The following is a 15,239-nucleotide window of genomic DNA, read 5'->3' on the forward strand; positions in this document are numbered from 1 at the left end:
CGGCAGTCGGCAAGACCGTATCGCTCACAGCCTGATCACGATGCTGATCAGGATGTAGACGATGATCATCAGAACGAAGAAGGACAGGTCGAGTGCCACGCCCCCGAGACGCAGCGGCGGGATGAACCGCCGCAGAAGCTTGAGCGGTGGATCAGTGATCGTGTAGGTGGCCTCGAGTATGACCACCATCGGCTTGCCGGGCTGCCATGAACGTGCGAACTGGAAGACGTAGTCCATGACCAGCCGGAAGATCAGCACGATGAGGAAACACATCAACGCGATATAGACAACCTGCAGTGCGACGCCCATTTCGCGCTTCCCTCTCCCCTGGCTCTCGTAGCTCCGGCCTCAAGGCCGGGTTGTTCCCGGTGTCGTGTTCTCAGCTCTGGTTGAAGAATCCGCCCTCAGCAATGCGGGCCTTGTCCTCCGCCGTGACATCGACGTTAGCAGGCGAGAGCAGGAACACCTTCTGCGTCACGCGCTCAATGCTGCCATGGAGACCGAAGACGAGTCCTGCAGCAAAGTCGACAAGTCGCTTTGCGTCCGTATCGTCCATCTCCGTGAGATTCATGATCACCGGAGTGCCCTCACGGAAGTGTTCCCCGATGGTACGGGCCTCGTTGTAGGTCCGGGGGTGCAACGTCGTGATGCGGTAGGGCTCCCGCTCGGACACAACCTTGGGCATGATCACCGGCGCGTTCTTCTCCATGTTCGGACGTTCAGGTGTGATGGATGCCACGGGGGCGATTCGGGCGGGTCGCTCCCTTTCCGCCGGGATCTGAACCGGTTCCCGCTGCGCGGGAGGCTGCACCACTCGTACCGGTTCGTCCCGTTCCCGATCCCGCTCCACCTGATGCGCGGGCTGGTGCCGCCGCCGGTCGCGCTCGGGCTCCGGCTCGGGTTCGAATTCGTCGTCGGGGTCGAACCCCGGACCGTCGTACCCATCGTCCTCCACGAGGCCGAGGTAGACCGCCATCTTGCGCATCGCGCCGGCCATGCTCTGAGTCCTCCGCTCTGTGGTGGATCGGCATCTGTCACCAAGTGCCCCGCGATCCACTGAGGCCTGCCCGCCATAGGCGGGAATGACCATATTTTCTGCTGTGGTCCGACCTGCTTGGCGACGTTACCCGAGCCTCGGTCGGACTCCGAGTACCGCCGTACCGACGCGCACATGTGTCGCTCCGGCCGCAACCGCTTCCTCGAGGTCCGCGCTCATCCCTGCGGAGACCATGTTCGCAGCCGGATGGTTCCCGCGCAGGCGGGATGAGAATTCCATCAGCCGGTCGAAGGCTGCGCGTTGCCGTCCCGCGTACGGTCCGGCGAGCGGCGCGACGGTCATCAGACCGCCGAGCCGCAGTCCGGGCGCGGCTTCGACCGCCGCGGCCAACTCCTCGATCCCGTCGGGCGCGACGCCGCCCCGGTCGCCCCGCTCACCACTCTCCGCGTCGAGTGCGACCTGGATGAGACAGCCGAGTTCACGCCCTTCGCGCACGGCCGCCGCCGAGAGAGCCGTGACCAATTTGGCCCGATCAACCGACTGTACGACATTGGCGTAACTCGCCACAGAACGAACCTTATTGGTCTGCAGTTGACCGACAAAGTGCCAGGTGAGCGACAGATCCGCACATTCGGCTGCTTTGGGTGCCGCATCCTGGTCACGATTCTCTGCGACATGACGCACACCGAGTTCATGCAGAATCCGCACATCGCTCGCGGGGTAGGTCTTGGTGACCACGATGAGGGTCACTTCTTCCCGCTTGCGGCCGGCGGCGATACAGGCGGAAGCAATGCGTTCTTCCACCCGTGCCAGATTTTCGGCGAGTTGAGTCTTACGGTCCGTCATGCCCTATCAGTCCAACCAGACATATCCGGCGAGCCGCCCGGTGACGCGGTCGCGGCGGTACGAGAAGTGGTCGCCCGATTCGAGAGTGCAGACCGGCGATGCGTGCCGGTCCTCGACCCCGAGGGCTTCGAGTTGCGCGTGGACCCCCGCGGTGACATCCACGGCCGGGGTGCCCCAACTGGTCTCGGACCAGGAGGCCGGGACGCTCTCGGCGACCTCGGCGCGCATCCGGGACGGGACTTCGTAGCACCGTCCGCACACTGCCGGTCCGGTGCGGGCGACGATCCGGGAGGGTTCGGCGCCCAGTGCGACCATGGCCTCGACCGTGGCCGGAACGACTCCGGCGACGAGACCGGGACGGCCCGCGTGCGCGGCCGCCGCGACCCCGGCGACCGGGTCGGCGAGCAGTACGGGGGTGCAGTCGGCGGTGAGCACGGCGAGCGGAAGTCCGCGCCGTACGGTCACCACCGCGTCCACCGCGGGGATTTCCGAAGCGTCTCCCCACGGGCCGTCGACGATCGCGACGTCCCGCCCGTGCACCTGGTTCATCCAGACGACCTGCGCCGGGTCGAGACCGAGGGCCCGGGCGGCCCGCTCCCGATTGGCCAGAACGGCGGCGGGGTCGTCTCCGACCGCGCCGCCGAGGTTGAGCTCCTCGTACGGAGCGGCGCTCACCCCGCCCCACCTGGTGGTGAAGGCGAAGTGCGCGCCGCGGCCCCCCGAGGTTACTGAGGACACTGCGGGAACTGCGTGATGCGGACCTATCACTTCAAGAAGTCCGGAACATCCAGCTCTTCGGCCTGGGAGTCCTGGTAGGGACGGGCCGGCGGGATGTGCGGCGGCGTGACCGGCGGCAGGTGGCTCTCGCCGACCGCCGGTACGGGCTCGGCCTGGACCGGGGACTCCTCGCGCGGGGTCACGGAGCCCAGTCCGCCGGTCTGGCGCACGGGCTCGGCGGTCCGGACCGGCGGAGCCGGGTCCTCGCGCTTGGCGGAGTTCGCGCCCAGGACGTTCTCGCGCCGGGCCGGCGGCTGTCCGCCGTCGAAGCCCGCCGCGATCACGGTGACGCGCACCTCGTCGCCCAGTGCGTCGTCGATGACCGCACCGAAGATGATGTTCGCTTCGGGGTGCGCCGCCTCGCTCACCAGCTGGGCGGCCTCGTTGATCTCGAAGAGACCGAGGTCGCTGCCGCCGGAGATGGAGAGCAGGACACCGCGGGCGCCGTCGATGGACGCCTCCAGGAGCGGCGAGGAGATCGCCATCTCCGCGGCGGCCACGGCGCGGTCGTCGCCGCGGGCCGAGCCGATGCCCATGAGCGCCGACCCGGCCTCGGACATGACCGACTTGACGTCGGCGAAGTCGAGGTTGATCAGACCCGGGGTCGTGATGAGGTCGGTGATGCCCTGGACACCGGAGAGCAGCACCTGGTCGGCCGACTTGAACGCGTCGAGCACGCTGACCTGGCGGTCCGAGATGGACAGCAGTCGGTCGTTGGGAATGACGATGAGGGTGTCGACCTCTTCGCGGAGCTCGGCGATGCCGTCCTCCGCCTGGTTCGCGCGTCGCCGGCCCTCGAAGGTGAACGGGCGGGTGACCACACCGATCGTGAGGGCGCCGAGCGAGCGCGCGATGTTGGCGACGACGGGTGCGCCGCCGGTGCCGGTGCCGCCGCCCTCTCCGGCGGTGACGAAGACCATGTCGGCCCCCTTGAGGACCTCCTCGATCTCCTCACGGTGGTCCTCTGCCGCCTTGCGACCGACGGCCGGGTTGGCCCCGGCGCCGAGGCCGCGGGTGAGTTCGCGGCCGACGTCGAGCTTGACGTCGGCGTCGCTCATCAACAGGGCTTGCGCATCAGTGTTGATCGCGATGAACTCGACGCCCTTGAGACCGACCTCGATCATTCGGTTGATGGCATTGACACCACCGCCGCCGACACCGATGACCTTGATGACTGCGAGGTAGTTCTGCGGTGCTGCCACGTCGAAGGCCTCTCGCCTCGAGTTACGTGTCGTCGCTGTGCGGTGGTCCCGCCGCGACGACGGATGCCGATTGGGACGGTCCGAAACGCCGACCCAAACCCTAACGTTGAAGTTTAGGGTTACCAGTGTGTCTGCTTCATGGACTCTTCCGAACAGGACACTAAGTCGACAAGTGGCGCACGTTCAACGAACACGCCGAACCTCCCGTTTTTCTTTTCACCCTATGTGATCACCCGTAGCGCTGACCAACCAGGGTGCTGGCCAGGCCAAATGTGCGTCAACTACCCGACACGGCAGGGGCGGTGGGTGCACTCACGTCGAAGTGTCCCGCTTTGGGAGCGGCTTTCATGAGAGCGGTGAGGACTCGCGCCTTCACCGGCCCGTCCTCGCCGCTGCCCCAGATCACCGTGCGGCCACGGGTGAGTTCCAGGGAGATCGAGTCGTACGAGGTGACCCGTACGACCTTGGTGTCCTTGGCCACGCCCTCCGGAAGTCCACCCGCGACCCGGACCGCCTCCCGCACCAGCCGGGCACTGCCGAAGCGGCGCAGACTCGCTGACTGATCAGGTGTCAATTCAAGCAGAGGTACATGCCCGGGCGATTTGTCCACCGTTGCGAAACGCACTCCTTTCGCGTCCACTTCAGTAAATTTTGTGCCCTTTTTCATCAACAGGACCGGCTGCCGTTCGGTCACCTTGAGCCCGATTCCGTGCGGCCACGACCGCACGACATCCACCGAGTCGATACGGGGCAGCTTCCGGCGCAACCGGTCGGCGATGGCATCGGTGTCCACAGAGATCAGGGGAGCGCCGATCGGTACGGCCGCGACGGCCTCCACCTCGGCCGGTGTCAGCACGTCGAGGCCGGTGATCCTGACCTGTTCGGCCCGGAGCCAGGAGGAGCCGTAGAGCGCCCACGCAGCGCCGGAGCCGAACAGGAGCACCAGCACGCCGATGACGATCAGCTGTCTGCGGCTGCGCCGCCTGCGCCCTTCGGGGCGCGGGCGCGGCGGGCGGGCCGGGGAGTCCTCCTGCTGCGCTGCACCGCGCTGGGCGGTCGTCGGTCCGGCCACGCTCGCTCCTTATGCCGGGTCCGGGGGCGCCGCCCCCGGACCCGTCCGCCTCACGCGCCTCGGCGTGCGGCAATCGCCTCGTACACCATGCCGACGAGCAGGTCGTCGGCGTCCCTGCGGCCGAACTCGGCGGCGGCGCGGGACATCTCGTACAGCCGGTGCGGATCCGCGAGCACCGGCAGGACGTTGCCCTGTACCCACTCGGGGGTGAGCGCCGCGTCGTCCACCAGCAGACCGCCACCGGCGTTGACCACCGGCTGGGCGTTCAGCCGCTGTTCGCCGTTGCCGATGGGCAGCGGTACGTAGGCGGCGGGGAGCCCGACGGCGGAGAGTTCGGCGACGGTCATCGCGCCCGCGCGGCAGAGCATCATGTCGGCCGCCGCGTACGCGAGATCCATCCGGTCCACGTACGGTACCGGGATGTAAGGCGGCATACCGGGCATGTTGTCGACGCGCGGCAATTCATTCTTCGGGCCGACCACGTGCAGGATCTGGATCCCGGAGCGCTGCAGCAGCGGGGCGACCCGCTGGACCACCTCGTTGAGGTGGCGGGCGCCCTGCGAGCCGCCGGAGACCAGCAGCGTCGGCAGGTTGGGATCGAGGCCGAAGGCCGCACGCGCCTCGGGACGGACCCGGGCCCGGTCCAGGGTGGCGATGGTCCGGCGCAGCGGGATGCCGATGTAGCGGGCACCTCGCAGCTTGCTGTCGGGGGTGGAGACGGCGACCCCGTGGGCGTACCGGGAACCGATCTTGTTGGCCAGGCCCGGCCGGGCGTTGGCCTCATGGACGACGATCGGCACTCCGGCCCGCTTGGCGGCGAGGTACCCGGGCAGGGCTACGTAGCCGCCGAAGCCGACGACACAGTCCGCCTCGGTGCGCTCCAGGACCTGCTCGGCGGCCTTGATGGTGCCGCGCAGCCGTCCCGGGACGGTGATCAGTTCCGGGGTGGGCTTGCGCGGCAGCGGCACGGCCGGGATCAGGGCGAGTTCGTACCCCCGCTCGGGTACGAGCCTGGTCTCGAGTCCGCGCTCCGTGCCGAGGGCAGTGATTCCCACGGTCGGGTCCTGCCTGCGCAGGGCGTCCGCGAGGGCAAGCGCGGGCTCGATGTGGCCGGCGGTCCCCCCACCGGCGAGTACGACATGCACCGAAATTCACCGCTCTCCGGACGGACGCTTCTTGACGCGCCGTCTCATCGTCTTCCATCTCACCCCGGGCCTCCGCATAGCCAGGGCCGCCTTCGCGGCGGGATCCTCTCGCGCGAACGCGATCAGCAACCCGACAGCGAACATGGTCGGCAGCAGGGCCGATCCTCCGTAGGAGAACAGCGGGAGCGGGACACCGGCGATCGGCAGCAGGCCGAGCACCGCACCGATGTTGATCACGGCCTGCGCCGTGATCCAGGTGGTCACACCTCCCGCGGCGTACCTCACGAAGGGGTCCTCCGTGCGTCCGGCCACGCGGATACCCGCATAGCCTAGAGCCGCGAAGAGGGCGAGTACCGACAGCGTCCCCGCCAACCCCAGTTCCTCCCCGGTGATGGCGAAGATGAAGTCGGTGTGCGGTTCAGGTAGTTGACCCCATTTTTCCACACTCGCACCGAGCCCGGAACCGAACCATCCACCGGACGCCAGAGCATAGATTCCGTGCACGGCCTGCCAGCAGGAATCCCCGGGTCCGGGTTCACTGGCGCCGATGCAGGCGAGCCTGGACATCCGGTTCGGACTGGTCTTGATCAGCACGAAGGCGATCACTCCGGCGAAGCCGAGCACCCCGGCGAAGAGCCGGGTCGGCGCCCCGGCCAGCCAGAGCAGTCCGAACAGGATCGCCGTGAGAATGATCGCAGTGCCCATGTCACCGCCGAGCATGATCAGTCCGAGGAGCATGAAGGCGACCGGGACGAGCGGGACGAGCATGTGCTTCCACTGCGTCAGCAGCCGTTTGTCCTGTTTACGGGCGAGCAGGTCCGCGCCCCACAGGACCAGGGCGAGCTTGCCGAACTCGCTGGGCTGGAGCTGGAAGGGGCCGCCCAGGTAGAGCCAGTTCCGGTTGCCGTTGACCGACATCCCTATCCCGGGCACCTGGACCAGCACCATCAGGAAGACGGCTCCCATGAGCAGCGGGTAGGCGAAAGCCCGGTGCAGTTTGACAGGCATCCGGGCGGCGAGCGCCATCAGTCCGGCGCCGATGACGGCGGCGAGGAACTGCTTACGGAAGAAGTAGGTGCCGGGTTTGTCCAGCTCCAGGGCCTTGATCATCGAGGCGGAGTAGACCATCACCAGGCCGAGCACGGTGATCAGCAGGCCGGCGCCCAGGATCACGTAGTACGCGGTCAGAGGGCGGTCCCAGGCCCGGCGCGCCCGCTCGTACATCCGCCGCACGCCGCCACCGCGAGGGGCACGGGGGGTGCCGGTGGAACGCCCGTTGGGCCGGGGCACCGAGGGTCGCCGGGAGCCGGTGACCGACCGGACCCGCAAGGCTGGGCCGAGCGGCGCCGGGGCGGCCGCGCCGGCGAGGAGCGGCGGGGCGAGCGCCCGGCTGATCGCCGCGGTGGCCCGTGAGCGGTCCCCACGGGGTGCGGCGGAGCTCTCTTCGGCCGGCATTGTCGCTGTCCCCTCCACTGCTCGTGCCCGGGGTCGCCGCCACGGGCCGCGGCCCGTGGCGCGGCCGTCCGCACCCGGTCGTCCGGGACGGTACGGTGCGGAGGCCGGGCCCGTCAGGCGCTCTCGGCGGCGAGTGCGCGGACCGCGTCCGCGAATGCCTCGCCCCGCTTGTTGTAATTGACGAACATGTCCATCGAGGCGCAGGCCGGGGCCATCAGTACGGTGTCTCCCGGCCGGGCGAGCCGTGCCGCCTCGCGGACCGCCTCGGACATCGCCCCAGTGTCGGTCCGGTCGAGGTCGACCACCGGGACTTCGGGGGCGTGTCGCGCGAGGGCTTCGCGGATCAGGCCCCGGTCCCGGCCGATCAGTACGACGCCCCGCAGCCGCCCGGCGGCCCCGGTCACCAGCTCGTCGAACGTGGCGCCCTTGGCGAGGCCGCCGGCGATCCAGACGATCGGGTCGTAGGCCGCGAGGGAGGCCTCGGCGGCGTGGGTGTTGGTGGCCTTGGAGTCGTCGATGTACGCGACCTGGGCGACATCCGCGACATGTTCGATGCGGTGCGGGTCGGGGCGGAAGGCCCGTAGTCCGTCCCGTACGGCCGCGGGCTCGACACCGAAGGCGCGGGCCAGGGCCGCGGCCGCCAGGGCGTTGGCGATGTTGTGCGGGGCCTGCGGGTTGACGTCGGTGACCTCGGCGAGCTCCTGGGCCTGCTTCTGCCGGTTCGGCACGAAGGCGCGGTCGACGAGGATGCCGTCGACGACGCCCAGCTGGGACGGGCCCGGCGTGCCCAGGGTGAAGCCGATGGCGCGGCAGCCCTCTTCGACGTCGGCAGCGCGGACCAGGTCCTCGGTCGCCTTCTCGGCCGCGTTGTAGACGCAGGCGACGCGGTTGCCCTCGTAGATCCGGCCCTTGTCCGCGACGTACGCCTCCATGGAGCCGTGCCAGTCGAGGTGGTCGGGGGCCAGATTGAGGACGACCGCCGAGTGGGCGCGCAGCGATGGCGCCCAGTGCAGTTGGTAGCTGGACAGCTCGACGGCGAGTACGTCGTACTCCTCGTCGCCGAGGACGGCGTCGAGGAGGGAGACGCCGATGTTGCCGACCGCGGCGGTGCGCAGCCCGGCCGCCTCCAGGATGGAGGCGAGCATCCGTACCGTCGTCGTCTTGCCGTTGGTACCGGTGACCGCGAGCCAGGGCGCCGGTTCCCTGCCGCCGTGGCCACGCAGCCGCCAGGCGAGTTCGACGTCGCCCCAGACCGGGACGCCCGCCTCGGCGGCTGCGGTGAAGAGCGGCTTGTCGGGCTGCCAGCCGGGGGTGGTGACGATGAGCTCGGTGGACTCGGGCAGGGTCGCCCCGTCGCCGAGGCGCACGGTGATGCCCTGCGCCTCCAGCTCCGCGGCCTGCGTACGGGAACGCTCGTCGTCCCCGTCGTTGACCACCGTGACGACGGCGCCGAGGCCGTGCAGCACCGTGGCCGCCGGGATTCCGGAGACTCCGAGTCCCGCGACGGTGACGTGCTTGCCCTGCCAGTCCTGGTTGCTCACTTCTCGGCTGCCCATCCCGCGTAGAAGAGACCGAGTCCGACGATCACGCACATGCCCTGGATGATCCAGAAGCGGACCACGACAAGGACTTCGGACCACCCCTTGAGTTCGAAGTGGTGCTGGAGCGGCGCCATCCGGAATACCCGCTTACCGGTCATCTTGAAGGAGCCGACCTGGATGACCACGGACATGGTGATCATCACGAAGAGGCCGCCGAGTACGGCCATCAGGAACTCCGTACGGGAGCAGATGGCCAGACCCGCGAGGGCGCCGCCGAGAGCGAGCGAGCCGGTGTCGCCCATGAAGATCTTGGCGGGCGAGGTGTTCCACCACAGGAAGCCGAAGCAGGCGCCCATCAGCGCGGAGGCGACGACCGCCAGGTCGAGTGGATCTCGTACCTCGAAACAGGCGTTGGGGTTGGTCAGGGTCGTCGCGTTGGCGCAGGACTCCTGGAACTGCCACAGCCCGATGAAGGTGTACGCGCCGAAGACCATCACCGACGCACCGGTGGCCAGGCCGTCCAGACCGTCCGTCAGGTTCACGCCGTTGGACATGGCGAGGATCATGAACAGCGCCCAGACGACGAACAGCACCGGGCCGATCGACCAGCCGAAGTCCGCGACGAACGACAGCTTGGTGGAGGCAGGGGTGTTGCCGCGGGCGTCGGCGAACTGGAGCGAGAGCACCGCGAAGGCGATGCCGACGATCAGCTGGCCCGCCATCTTCGCCTTGGCCCGCAGACCCAGCGAGCGCTGCTTGACGATCTTGATGTAGTCGTCGAGGAAGCCGACGAGACCCATGCCGGCCATCAGGAAGAGCACCAGCACACCGGAGAAGCGCATCTCCTCGCCGGTGATCACCTTCGCCAGGACGTACGCGATGATCGTCGCCAGGATGAAGGCAATACCACCCATGGTGGGCGTGCCCTTCTTGGACCCGTGGGTGCGCGGGCCGTCGTCCCGGATGAACTGCCCGTATCCCTTGCGGGCCAGCAGCTTGATCAGCAGCGGAGTTCCGACCAGGGTCAGGAAGAGCCCGATGGCCCCCGCGAAGAGGATCTGCCTCATCGGCCGGCGACCTCGCCCTCGGACGCGTTCTCCAGCAGTGCCATGGCGACCTGCTCCAGGCCGACCGACCGGGACGCCTTCACCAGCACGACGTCTCCCGGGCGCAGTTCACTGCGCAACAGGTCGACGGCAGCCTGTGCGTCGGACACGTGCACCGACTCCTCACCCCACGAACCCTCGTTGTATGCGCCCAGTTGCAGCCAGGAGGCCTCTCTGCCTCCGACCGCGACGAGCTTGCTGACGTTGAGTCGGACAGCTAGCCGTCCGACCGCGTCGTGCTCGGCGAGCGAGGCGTCGCCGAGCTCGGCCATGGGGCCGAGCACCGCCCACGTACGCCGGCCCTTCCCCATGGCGGCCAGCGCGCGCAGCGCTGCCTTCATGGATTCGGGGTTCGCGTTGTAGGCGTCATTGACGAACGTCACGCCGTCCGGACGCTCGGTGACCTCCATGCGCCAGCGGGAGAGGGTGCCCGCCTCGGAGAGCCCTTCGGCGATCTCGTCTGCGGACAGGCCCAACTCATGGGCGACGGCGGCCGCGGCGAGCGCGTTCGACACGTGGTGCTCACCGTACAGGCGCATGGTCACGTCGCTGCACCCGGTGGGTGTGTGGAGCTTGAAAGCGGGACGGCCGTCGTCGGTGAGACGGACGTTCTCTCCCCGTACGTCCGCATCCGCGGCTTCGCCGAAGAGCAGCACCCGGGCTTTCGTACGGGAGGTCATGGCCCGCACGAGCGGGTCGTCGGCGTTGAGCACGGCGAGGCCGTCCTCCGGCAGCGACTCGACCATCTCGCCCTTGGCCCTGGCGATTTGCTCACGGCCGCCGAACTCGCCGATGTGGGCGGTGCCGACGTTGAGGACGAGGCCGATCCGGGGTGGGACGAGGCCGGTGAGGTAACAGATGTCACCGACGTAGCGTGCGCCCATTTCGAGGACGAGGTGCTGGGTGTCCTCGGTGGCGCGCAGGGCGGTGAGCGGCAGGCCGATCTCGTTGTTGAGGTTGCCCGCCGGGTAGACCGTGGGGCCCTTGCGTTCGAGGAGCTGGGCGATGAGGTCCTTGGTGGATGTCTTGCCCGCGGAGCCGGTGAGGGCGACGACGGTGGTACCGAGGCGGCCGACGACAGCGCGGGCGAGCGCGCCGAGGGCGGCCACCACGTCATCGACGACGATCGCCGGAACACCGACGGGGCGGGCGGCCAGCACGGCTGCCGCGCCCGCCTCGACGGCGCGCTGCGCGTAGTCGTGGCCGTCGACCCGCTCCCCGGCGAAGGCGACGAACAGGCTGCCGCGCTTCACCTCTCGGGAGTCGATGACGACGGGACCGCTGACGGTTGCTGCCGGATCGGGTATGTCGTACGACTGCCCGCCGACGATTTCGGCGATCTCGGCGAGGGAAAGGGCGATCACTTGGTCATCCCTGACTGTTCTCGTGGGTGTGGGCGCGGTGGGCGGTGTTGTCGGTGCCGCTGCGCCCCAGGGAGCGTTCGATGGCCGCGCGCAGGACCACGCGGTCGTCGAAGGGGCGTACCACGCCGTGGATGTCCTGGCCCTGCTCGTGGCCCTTGCCGGCGATCAGCACGGTGTCACCGGGCTCCGCGCGGGCGACCGCGGCGGCGATGGCGGCGGCCCGGTCTGCGTCGACCAGGACGTCGCCCCGCTCGTGGACGGGCACCTCGGCGGCGCCCGCGAGCATGGCGGCGAGGATTCCGAGGGGGTCCTCGGAACGGGGGTTGTCGGAGGTCAGTACTGCGGTGTCGGCGAGACGGGCCGCCGCGGCGCCCATCGGGCCACGTTTGGTGACGTCACGGTCGCCGCCGCAGCCGAGGACGATGTGCAGCCTGCCCTCGGTGACCTTCCGCAGGGAGCGCAGCACGGATTCGACGGCGTCGGTCTTGTGCGCGTAGTCGACGACCGCGAGGTACGGCTGTCCGGCGTCGACGCGTTCCAGCCTGCCGGGCACGCCCGGAACGGCGGCGACGCCGTCGGCAGCGGTCTGCGGGTCGAGGCCCGCGACGGCGAGCGTGACGATCGCGGCGAGGGTGTTGGCGACGTTGAACGGGCCGGGCAGCGGGGCACTGGCGGCGATCCGCTCGTCCTTGGGGCCGACGACGGTGAAGGTGGAGCCCTGCGGCCCGACTTCGACGTCCTCGGCGCGCCAGCCGGCGTCCGGGTGGCCCTCGGCGGAGAAGGTGACGACGGGGACGGTCGCCTCGGCGATCAGCCTGCGGCCGTACTCGTCGTCGAAGTTGACGACGCCCTGCCGGCTGCGCCGGGGGGTGAAGAGCTGCGCCTTGGCCTGGAAGTAGTCCTCCATCCCGGTGTGGAACTCCATGTGCTCCGGGCTGAGGTTGTTGAAGACCGCGACGTCGAAGACGCAGCCGTCGACCCGGCCGAGCACCAGGGCATGACTGGAAACCTCCATGGTCACCGAGTCGACCCCGCGTTCGCGCATGACGGCGAACAGGGCCTGCAGGTCGGTGGCTTCCGGGGTGGTCCGCTCGGACTTGATGCGCTCGTCGCCGATCCGTGTCTCCACGGTGCCGATCAGCCCGGTGGCGCGCCCGGCGCCGCGGAAGCCGCCCTCGATGAGGTACGCGGTGGTGGTCTTCCCGGAGGTTCCGGTGATGCCGATCTGAAGGAGGTCGCCGCCGGGCCGTCCGTAGATCTCGGCGGCGAGTTCGCCCATCCGGCCGCGCGGGTCCTCGGTGACCAGCACCGGCAGTCCGGTGGCGGCGGCGCGCTCGGCGCCCGCCGGGTCGGTGAGTACCGCGGCCGCGCCGAGGCCGGCCGCCTGGGCGGCGAAGTCGGCGCCGTGGAAGCGGGCGCCCGGCAGGGCCGCGTACAGGTCGCCGGGGCGGACCGCCCGCGAGTCGTGGGTGATGCCGGTGACCTCGCCGGTTCCCGGCGGCTCGACTCCCAGCCGGGCTGCCAGATCGCCGAGGGGCGTGGGCCCGATCCGGTCCGGGCGGGGCGCTCCCGGGTAGTTCACAGGGGCGTCCTTCTGGGTGGTTTGGAACTGATCAGCGTGGGGCACGGCGGTGAGCGTACCGGGCGCACCCGGCCTCTCGCGAAGTGAGGGGGCGGGGTTCTGGTGGTTCCCGTTCCGGTTCCCGGGATCGGGGGTGATGGTTGTCACTGGTCGGTTTCCCCGTGTTCACTCGCCGGGCTGGAAGGACACCGGCAGCCGGGCTGGCTCGCTGCCGGACGGTGGGGTCTGGAGGGTCTTCAGCGCGAACTCCATGACCTGTTTGTAGATCGGTCCGCAGATCTGGCCGCCGAAGTAGCTGCCCTTGGTGGGGTTCTGGATCGCGCAGTAGACGGTGATCTGCGGGTCGTCGGCGGGTGCGAAGCCCGCGAAGGACGCCGTGTAGCCGTGGTAGCCGCCGCGTACGGGGTCGACCCGGTTGGCGGTACCGGTCTTGCCTGCCACCCGGTAGCCGGGGATCTTGGCCTTCGTTCCGGTGCCCTCCTCGTCCCCGACCACCGATTCCAGCATGGTGGCGAGCGTCCTGGCGGTCTTTTCGCTGACCACCCGGGTCCGTTCGGGAGCGGGGGCGGCCTTGAAGTGGCCGTCGGGGCCCTTGGTGCCGCGTACCAGCGTGGGCGCGACGCGGACCCCGCCGTTGGCGATCGTCGAGTAGATGGAGGCGGCCTGCATGGCGTTGAGCGAGAGGCCCTGGCCGAACGGGATCGTGTACTGCTGCGAGGTCGACCAGTTCTCGGGCTTGGCGAGGATGCCGGGGGTCTCGCCCGGGTAGTCGAGGCCGGTCGGCGAGCCGATCCCGAACTTGCGCAGGTAGGAGTAGAGGACCTTGTTGGCCTGGGCCTGGGTCCTGCCGAGTTCCCCGGTGGCCAGGATGGTGCCGATGTTGCTGGACTTGGCGAGTACGCCGTTGAGCGTCAGGTACCAGGTGGGGTGGTCGATGTCGTCCTTGAAGAGCCGGTCCCCGCGGTGCAGCCGGTTGGGTACGGTGACGTGGGTGCCGGGAGTGGCGACGCCCTCCTCCAGCACTGCGGCCATGGACATGACCTTGCTGGTGGAGCCGGGCTCGTACACGTCCTGGAGCGCCGCGTTGCCCAGCGAGGCGGCGTCGGCCTGCGAGAGGTCGTTGGGGTCGAAGCCGGGCGCGTTGGCCATGGCGAGGACCTCGCCGGTCCTGGTGTTCTGCACGATCACGTAGCCGCGGTCCGCCTTGGACTTCTTCACCTGGTCGGTGATGGCCTGCTGGGCGGCCCACTGGATGTCGCGGTCGATGGTCAGCTCGACGTCGGACCCGGCGACGGCCGGGACCTCCTTGGTGCCCGCGGTGGGCACCCGCCGGCCGCCGGACTGGGCGTACCTGATCGTGCCGTCCTCGCCCGCGAGCTCCTTGTCCAGCCGCGATTCGAGGCCGCCCGCGCCCTTGCCTTCGGCGTTGACATAGCCGAGTATCCCGGCGGCGAGCCCTCCGTTGGGGTAGACCCGTTTGGTGGTCGACTCCTGGAAGACCCCTGCCAGCACATTGGCTCCGGGACCGCCGGCCGCCTTGTCCTTCGCCGCCTTCTCGGCGAAGACGGACTTGAGGTCCCTGATCTGATTCCAGACCTGCGGGGTGCGGCGGCGGGCCAGGACGGTGTAACGGCCCTTCTGGGAAAGTTTCGCGGTGAGCTCGGCGGCGTCGACGCCGAGGATCGGGGCGAGGAGCGCCGCCGCCTGCCGGGGCGCGTCGGGGGCCTTGCTGAACTCGGGCGTGAACATCGACGGGTCGGCGGTGATGTCGTACGCGTCGACGCTGGTGGCCAGCGCGATACCGCTGCGGTCGGTGATCTCGCCGCGCTCGGCGGAGATCGTGTAGCTGAGGTAGCGGTTCTCCTTGGCCTTGGCCGCGTACGCGTTGGCGTCGACGGCCTGGACCTGGAGGAGCCGGACGACGAACACCAGCATGACGAGCGTCAGGGCGACGCTGACCAGGCGGAGCCGGGGGCGCGGGCTGCCGAGACGGAGGGGGCGCGCGGACCGGTTGCGGGGCGCGCCGGCGCGTGGCGCCGGGGACGACCGGCGGCGGGCGGCGGGTCGGGGGCGCCCCTGGCCGCCTGCGGCGCTGCGGGGGCGCGCGGGGCCGGGGACCCGGCGGCGCGGTGGTTCCTTGGGAGACACTGCG

The 15,239-nt window shown here is 69.6% G+C and carries 13 protein-coding genes; all 13 read right to left on the reverse strand.

Going from position 1 to position 15,239, the window contains the following annotated elements; translation table 11 throughout:
• Positions 1-24: 24 nt before the first annotated feature.
• Complete coding sequence (locus ACZ7L9_RS01480) at positions 25-309, reverse strand: YggT family protein (RefSeq protein WP_351198716.1); 285 nt, start codon at positions 307-309, stop codon at positions 25-27.
• A gap of 70 nt (positions 310-379) precedes the next feature.
• The gene (locus ACZ7L9_RS01485; protein ID WP_114244064.1) at positions 380-997 is read right to left on the reverse strand and encodes a cell division protein SepF; all 618 of its coding nucleotides are present in this window, start codon (positions 995-997) and stop codon (positions 380-382) included.
• A gap of 126 nt (positions 998-1,123) precedes the next feature.
• The gene (locus ACZ7L9_RS01490) at positions 1,124-1,843 is read right to left on the reverse strand and encodes a YggS family pyridoxal phosphate-dependent enzyme (protein ID WP_471411474.1); all 720 of its coding nucleotides are present in this window, start codon (positions 1,841-1,843) and stop codon (positions 1,124-1,126) included.
• A 6-nt stretch (positions 1,844-1,849) separates the two neighbouring features.
• The gene (pgeF, locus tag ACZ7L9_RS01495) at positions 1,850-2,611 is read right to left on the reverse strand and encodes a peptidoglycan editing factor PgeF (RefSeq protein ID WP_471411476.1); all 762 of its coding nucleotides are present in this window, start codon (positions 2,609-2,611) and stop codon (positions 1,850-1,852) included.
• The gene (gene ftsZ, locus ACZ7L9_RS01500; RefSeq protein ID WP_471411478.1) at positions 2,608-3,822 is read right to left on the reverse strand and encodes a cell division protein FtsZ; all 1,215 of its coding nucleotides are present in this window, start codon (positions 3,820-3,822) and stop codon (positions 2,608-2,610) included. The genes pgeF and ftsZ overlap by 4 nt, the downstream gene beginning before the upstream one ends.
• Before the next feature lie 277 nt (positions 3,823-4,099).
• Positions 4,100-4,894 carry a cell division protein FtsQ/DivIB gene (locus tag ACZ7L9_RS01505; RefSeq protein WP_471411480.1) on the reverse strand — a complete coding sequence of 265 codons (795 nt, stop codon included), beginning with the start codon at positions 4,892-4,894 and terminating at the stop codon, positions 4,100-4,102.
• A gap of 50 nt (positions 4,895-4,944) precedes the next feature.
• Positions 4,945-6,039 carry an undecaprenyldiphospho-muramoylpentapeptide beta-N-acetylglucosaminyltransferase gene (gene murG / locus ACZ7L9_RS01510; protein ID WP_471411482.1) on the reverse strand — a complete coding sequence of 365 codons (1,095 nt, stop codon included), beginning with the start codon at positions 6,037-6,039 and terminating at the stop codon, positions 4,945-4,947.
• Positions 6,040-6,045: 6 nt separating this feature from the next.
• Positions 6,046-7,494 (reverse strand): putative lipid II flippase FtsW, encoded by a 1,449-nt coding sequence (gene ftsW / locus ACZ7L9_RS01515; protein WP_471411484.1) that lies wholly within the window; start codon positions 7,492-7,494, stop codon positions 6,046-6,048.
• A gap of 113 nt (positions 7,495-7,607) precedes the next feature.
• Positions 7,608-9,035: a UDP-N-acetylmuramoyl-L-alanine--D-glutamate ligase gene (murD, locus tag ACZ7L9_RS01520; RefSeq protein WP_471412734.1), complete on the reverse strand. Its 1,428-nt coding sequence runs from the start codon at positions 9,033-9,035 to the stop codon at positions 7,608-7,610.
• On the reverse strand, positions 9,032-10,102 hold the full coding sequence (gene mraY / locus ACZ7L9_RS01525) for a phospho-N-acetylmuramoyl-pentapeptide-transferase (RefSeq protein ID WP_384456309.1): 1,071 nt from the start codon (positions 10,100-10,102) through the stop codon (positions 9,032-9,034). The genes murD and mraY overlap by 4 nt, the downstream gene beginning before the upstream one ends.
• On the reverse strand, positions 10,099-11,505 hold the full coding sequence (locus ACZ7L9_RS01530; RefSeq protein ID WP_471411486.1) for a UDP-N-acetylmuramoyl-tripeptide--D-alanyl-D-alanine ligase: 1,407 nt from the start codon (positions 11,503-11,505) through the stop codon (positions 10,099-10,101). Before ACZ7L9_RS01530 ends, mraY begins: the two co-directional genes overlap by 4 nt.
• 4 nt (positions 11,506-11,509) lie before the next feature.
• Complete coding sequence (locus tag ACZ7L9_RS01535; RefSeq protein WP_471411488.1) at positions 11,510-13,234, reverse strand: UDP-N-acetylmuramoyl-L-alanyl-D-glutamate--2,6-diaminopimelate ligase; 1,725 nt, start codon at positions 13,232-13,234, stop codon at positions 11,510-11,512.
• An 18-nt stretch (positions 13,235-13,252) separates the two neighbouring features.
• Positions 13,253-15,235 carry a peptidoglycan D,D-transpeptidase FtsI family protein gene (locus tag ACZ7L9_RS01540; protein ID WP_471411490.1) on the reverse strand — a complete coding sequence of 661 codons (1,983 nt, stop codon included), beginning with the start codon at positions 15,233-15,235 and terminating at the stop codon, positions 13,253-13,255.
• Positions 15,236-15,239 lie beyond the last annotated feature (4 nt).

Source organism: Streptomyces sp. NPDC111516 (assembly GCF_055635345.1).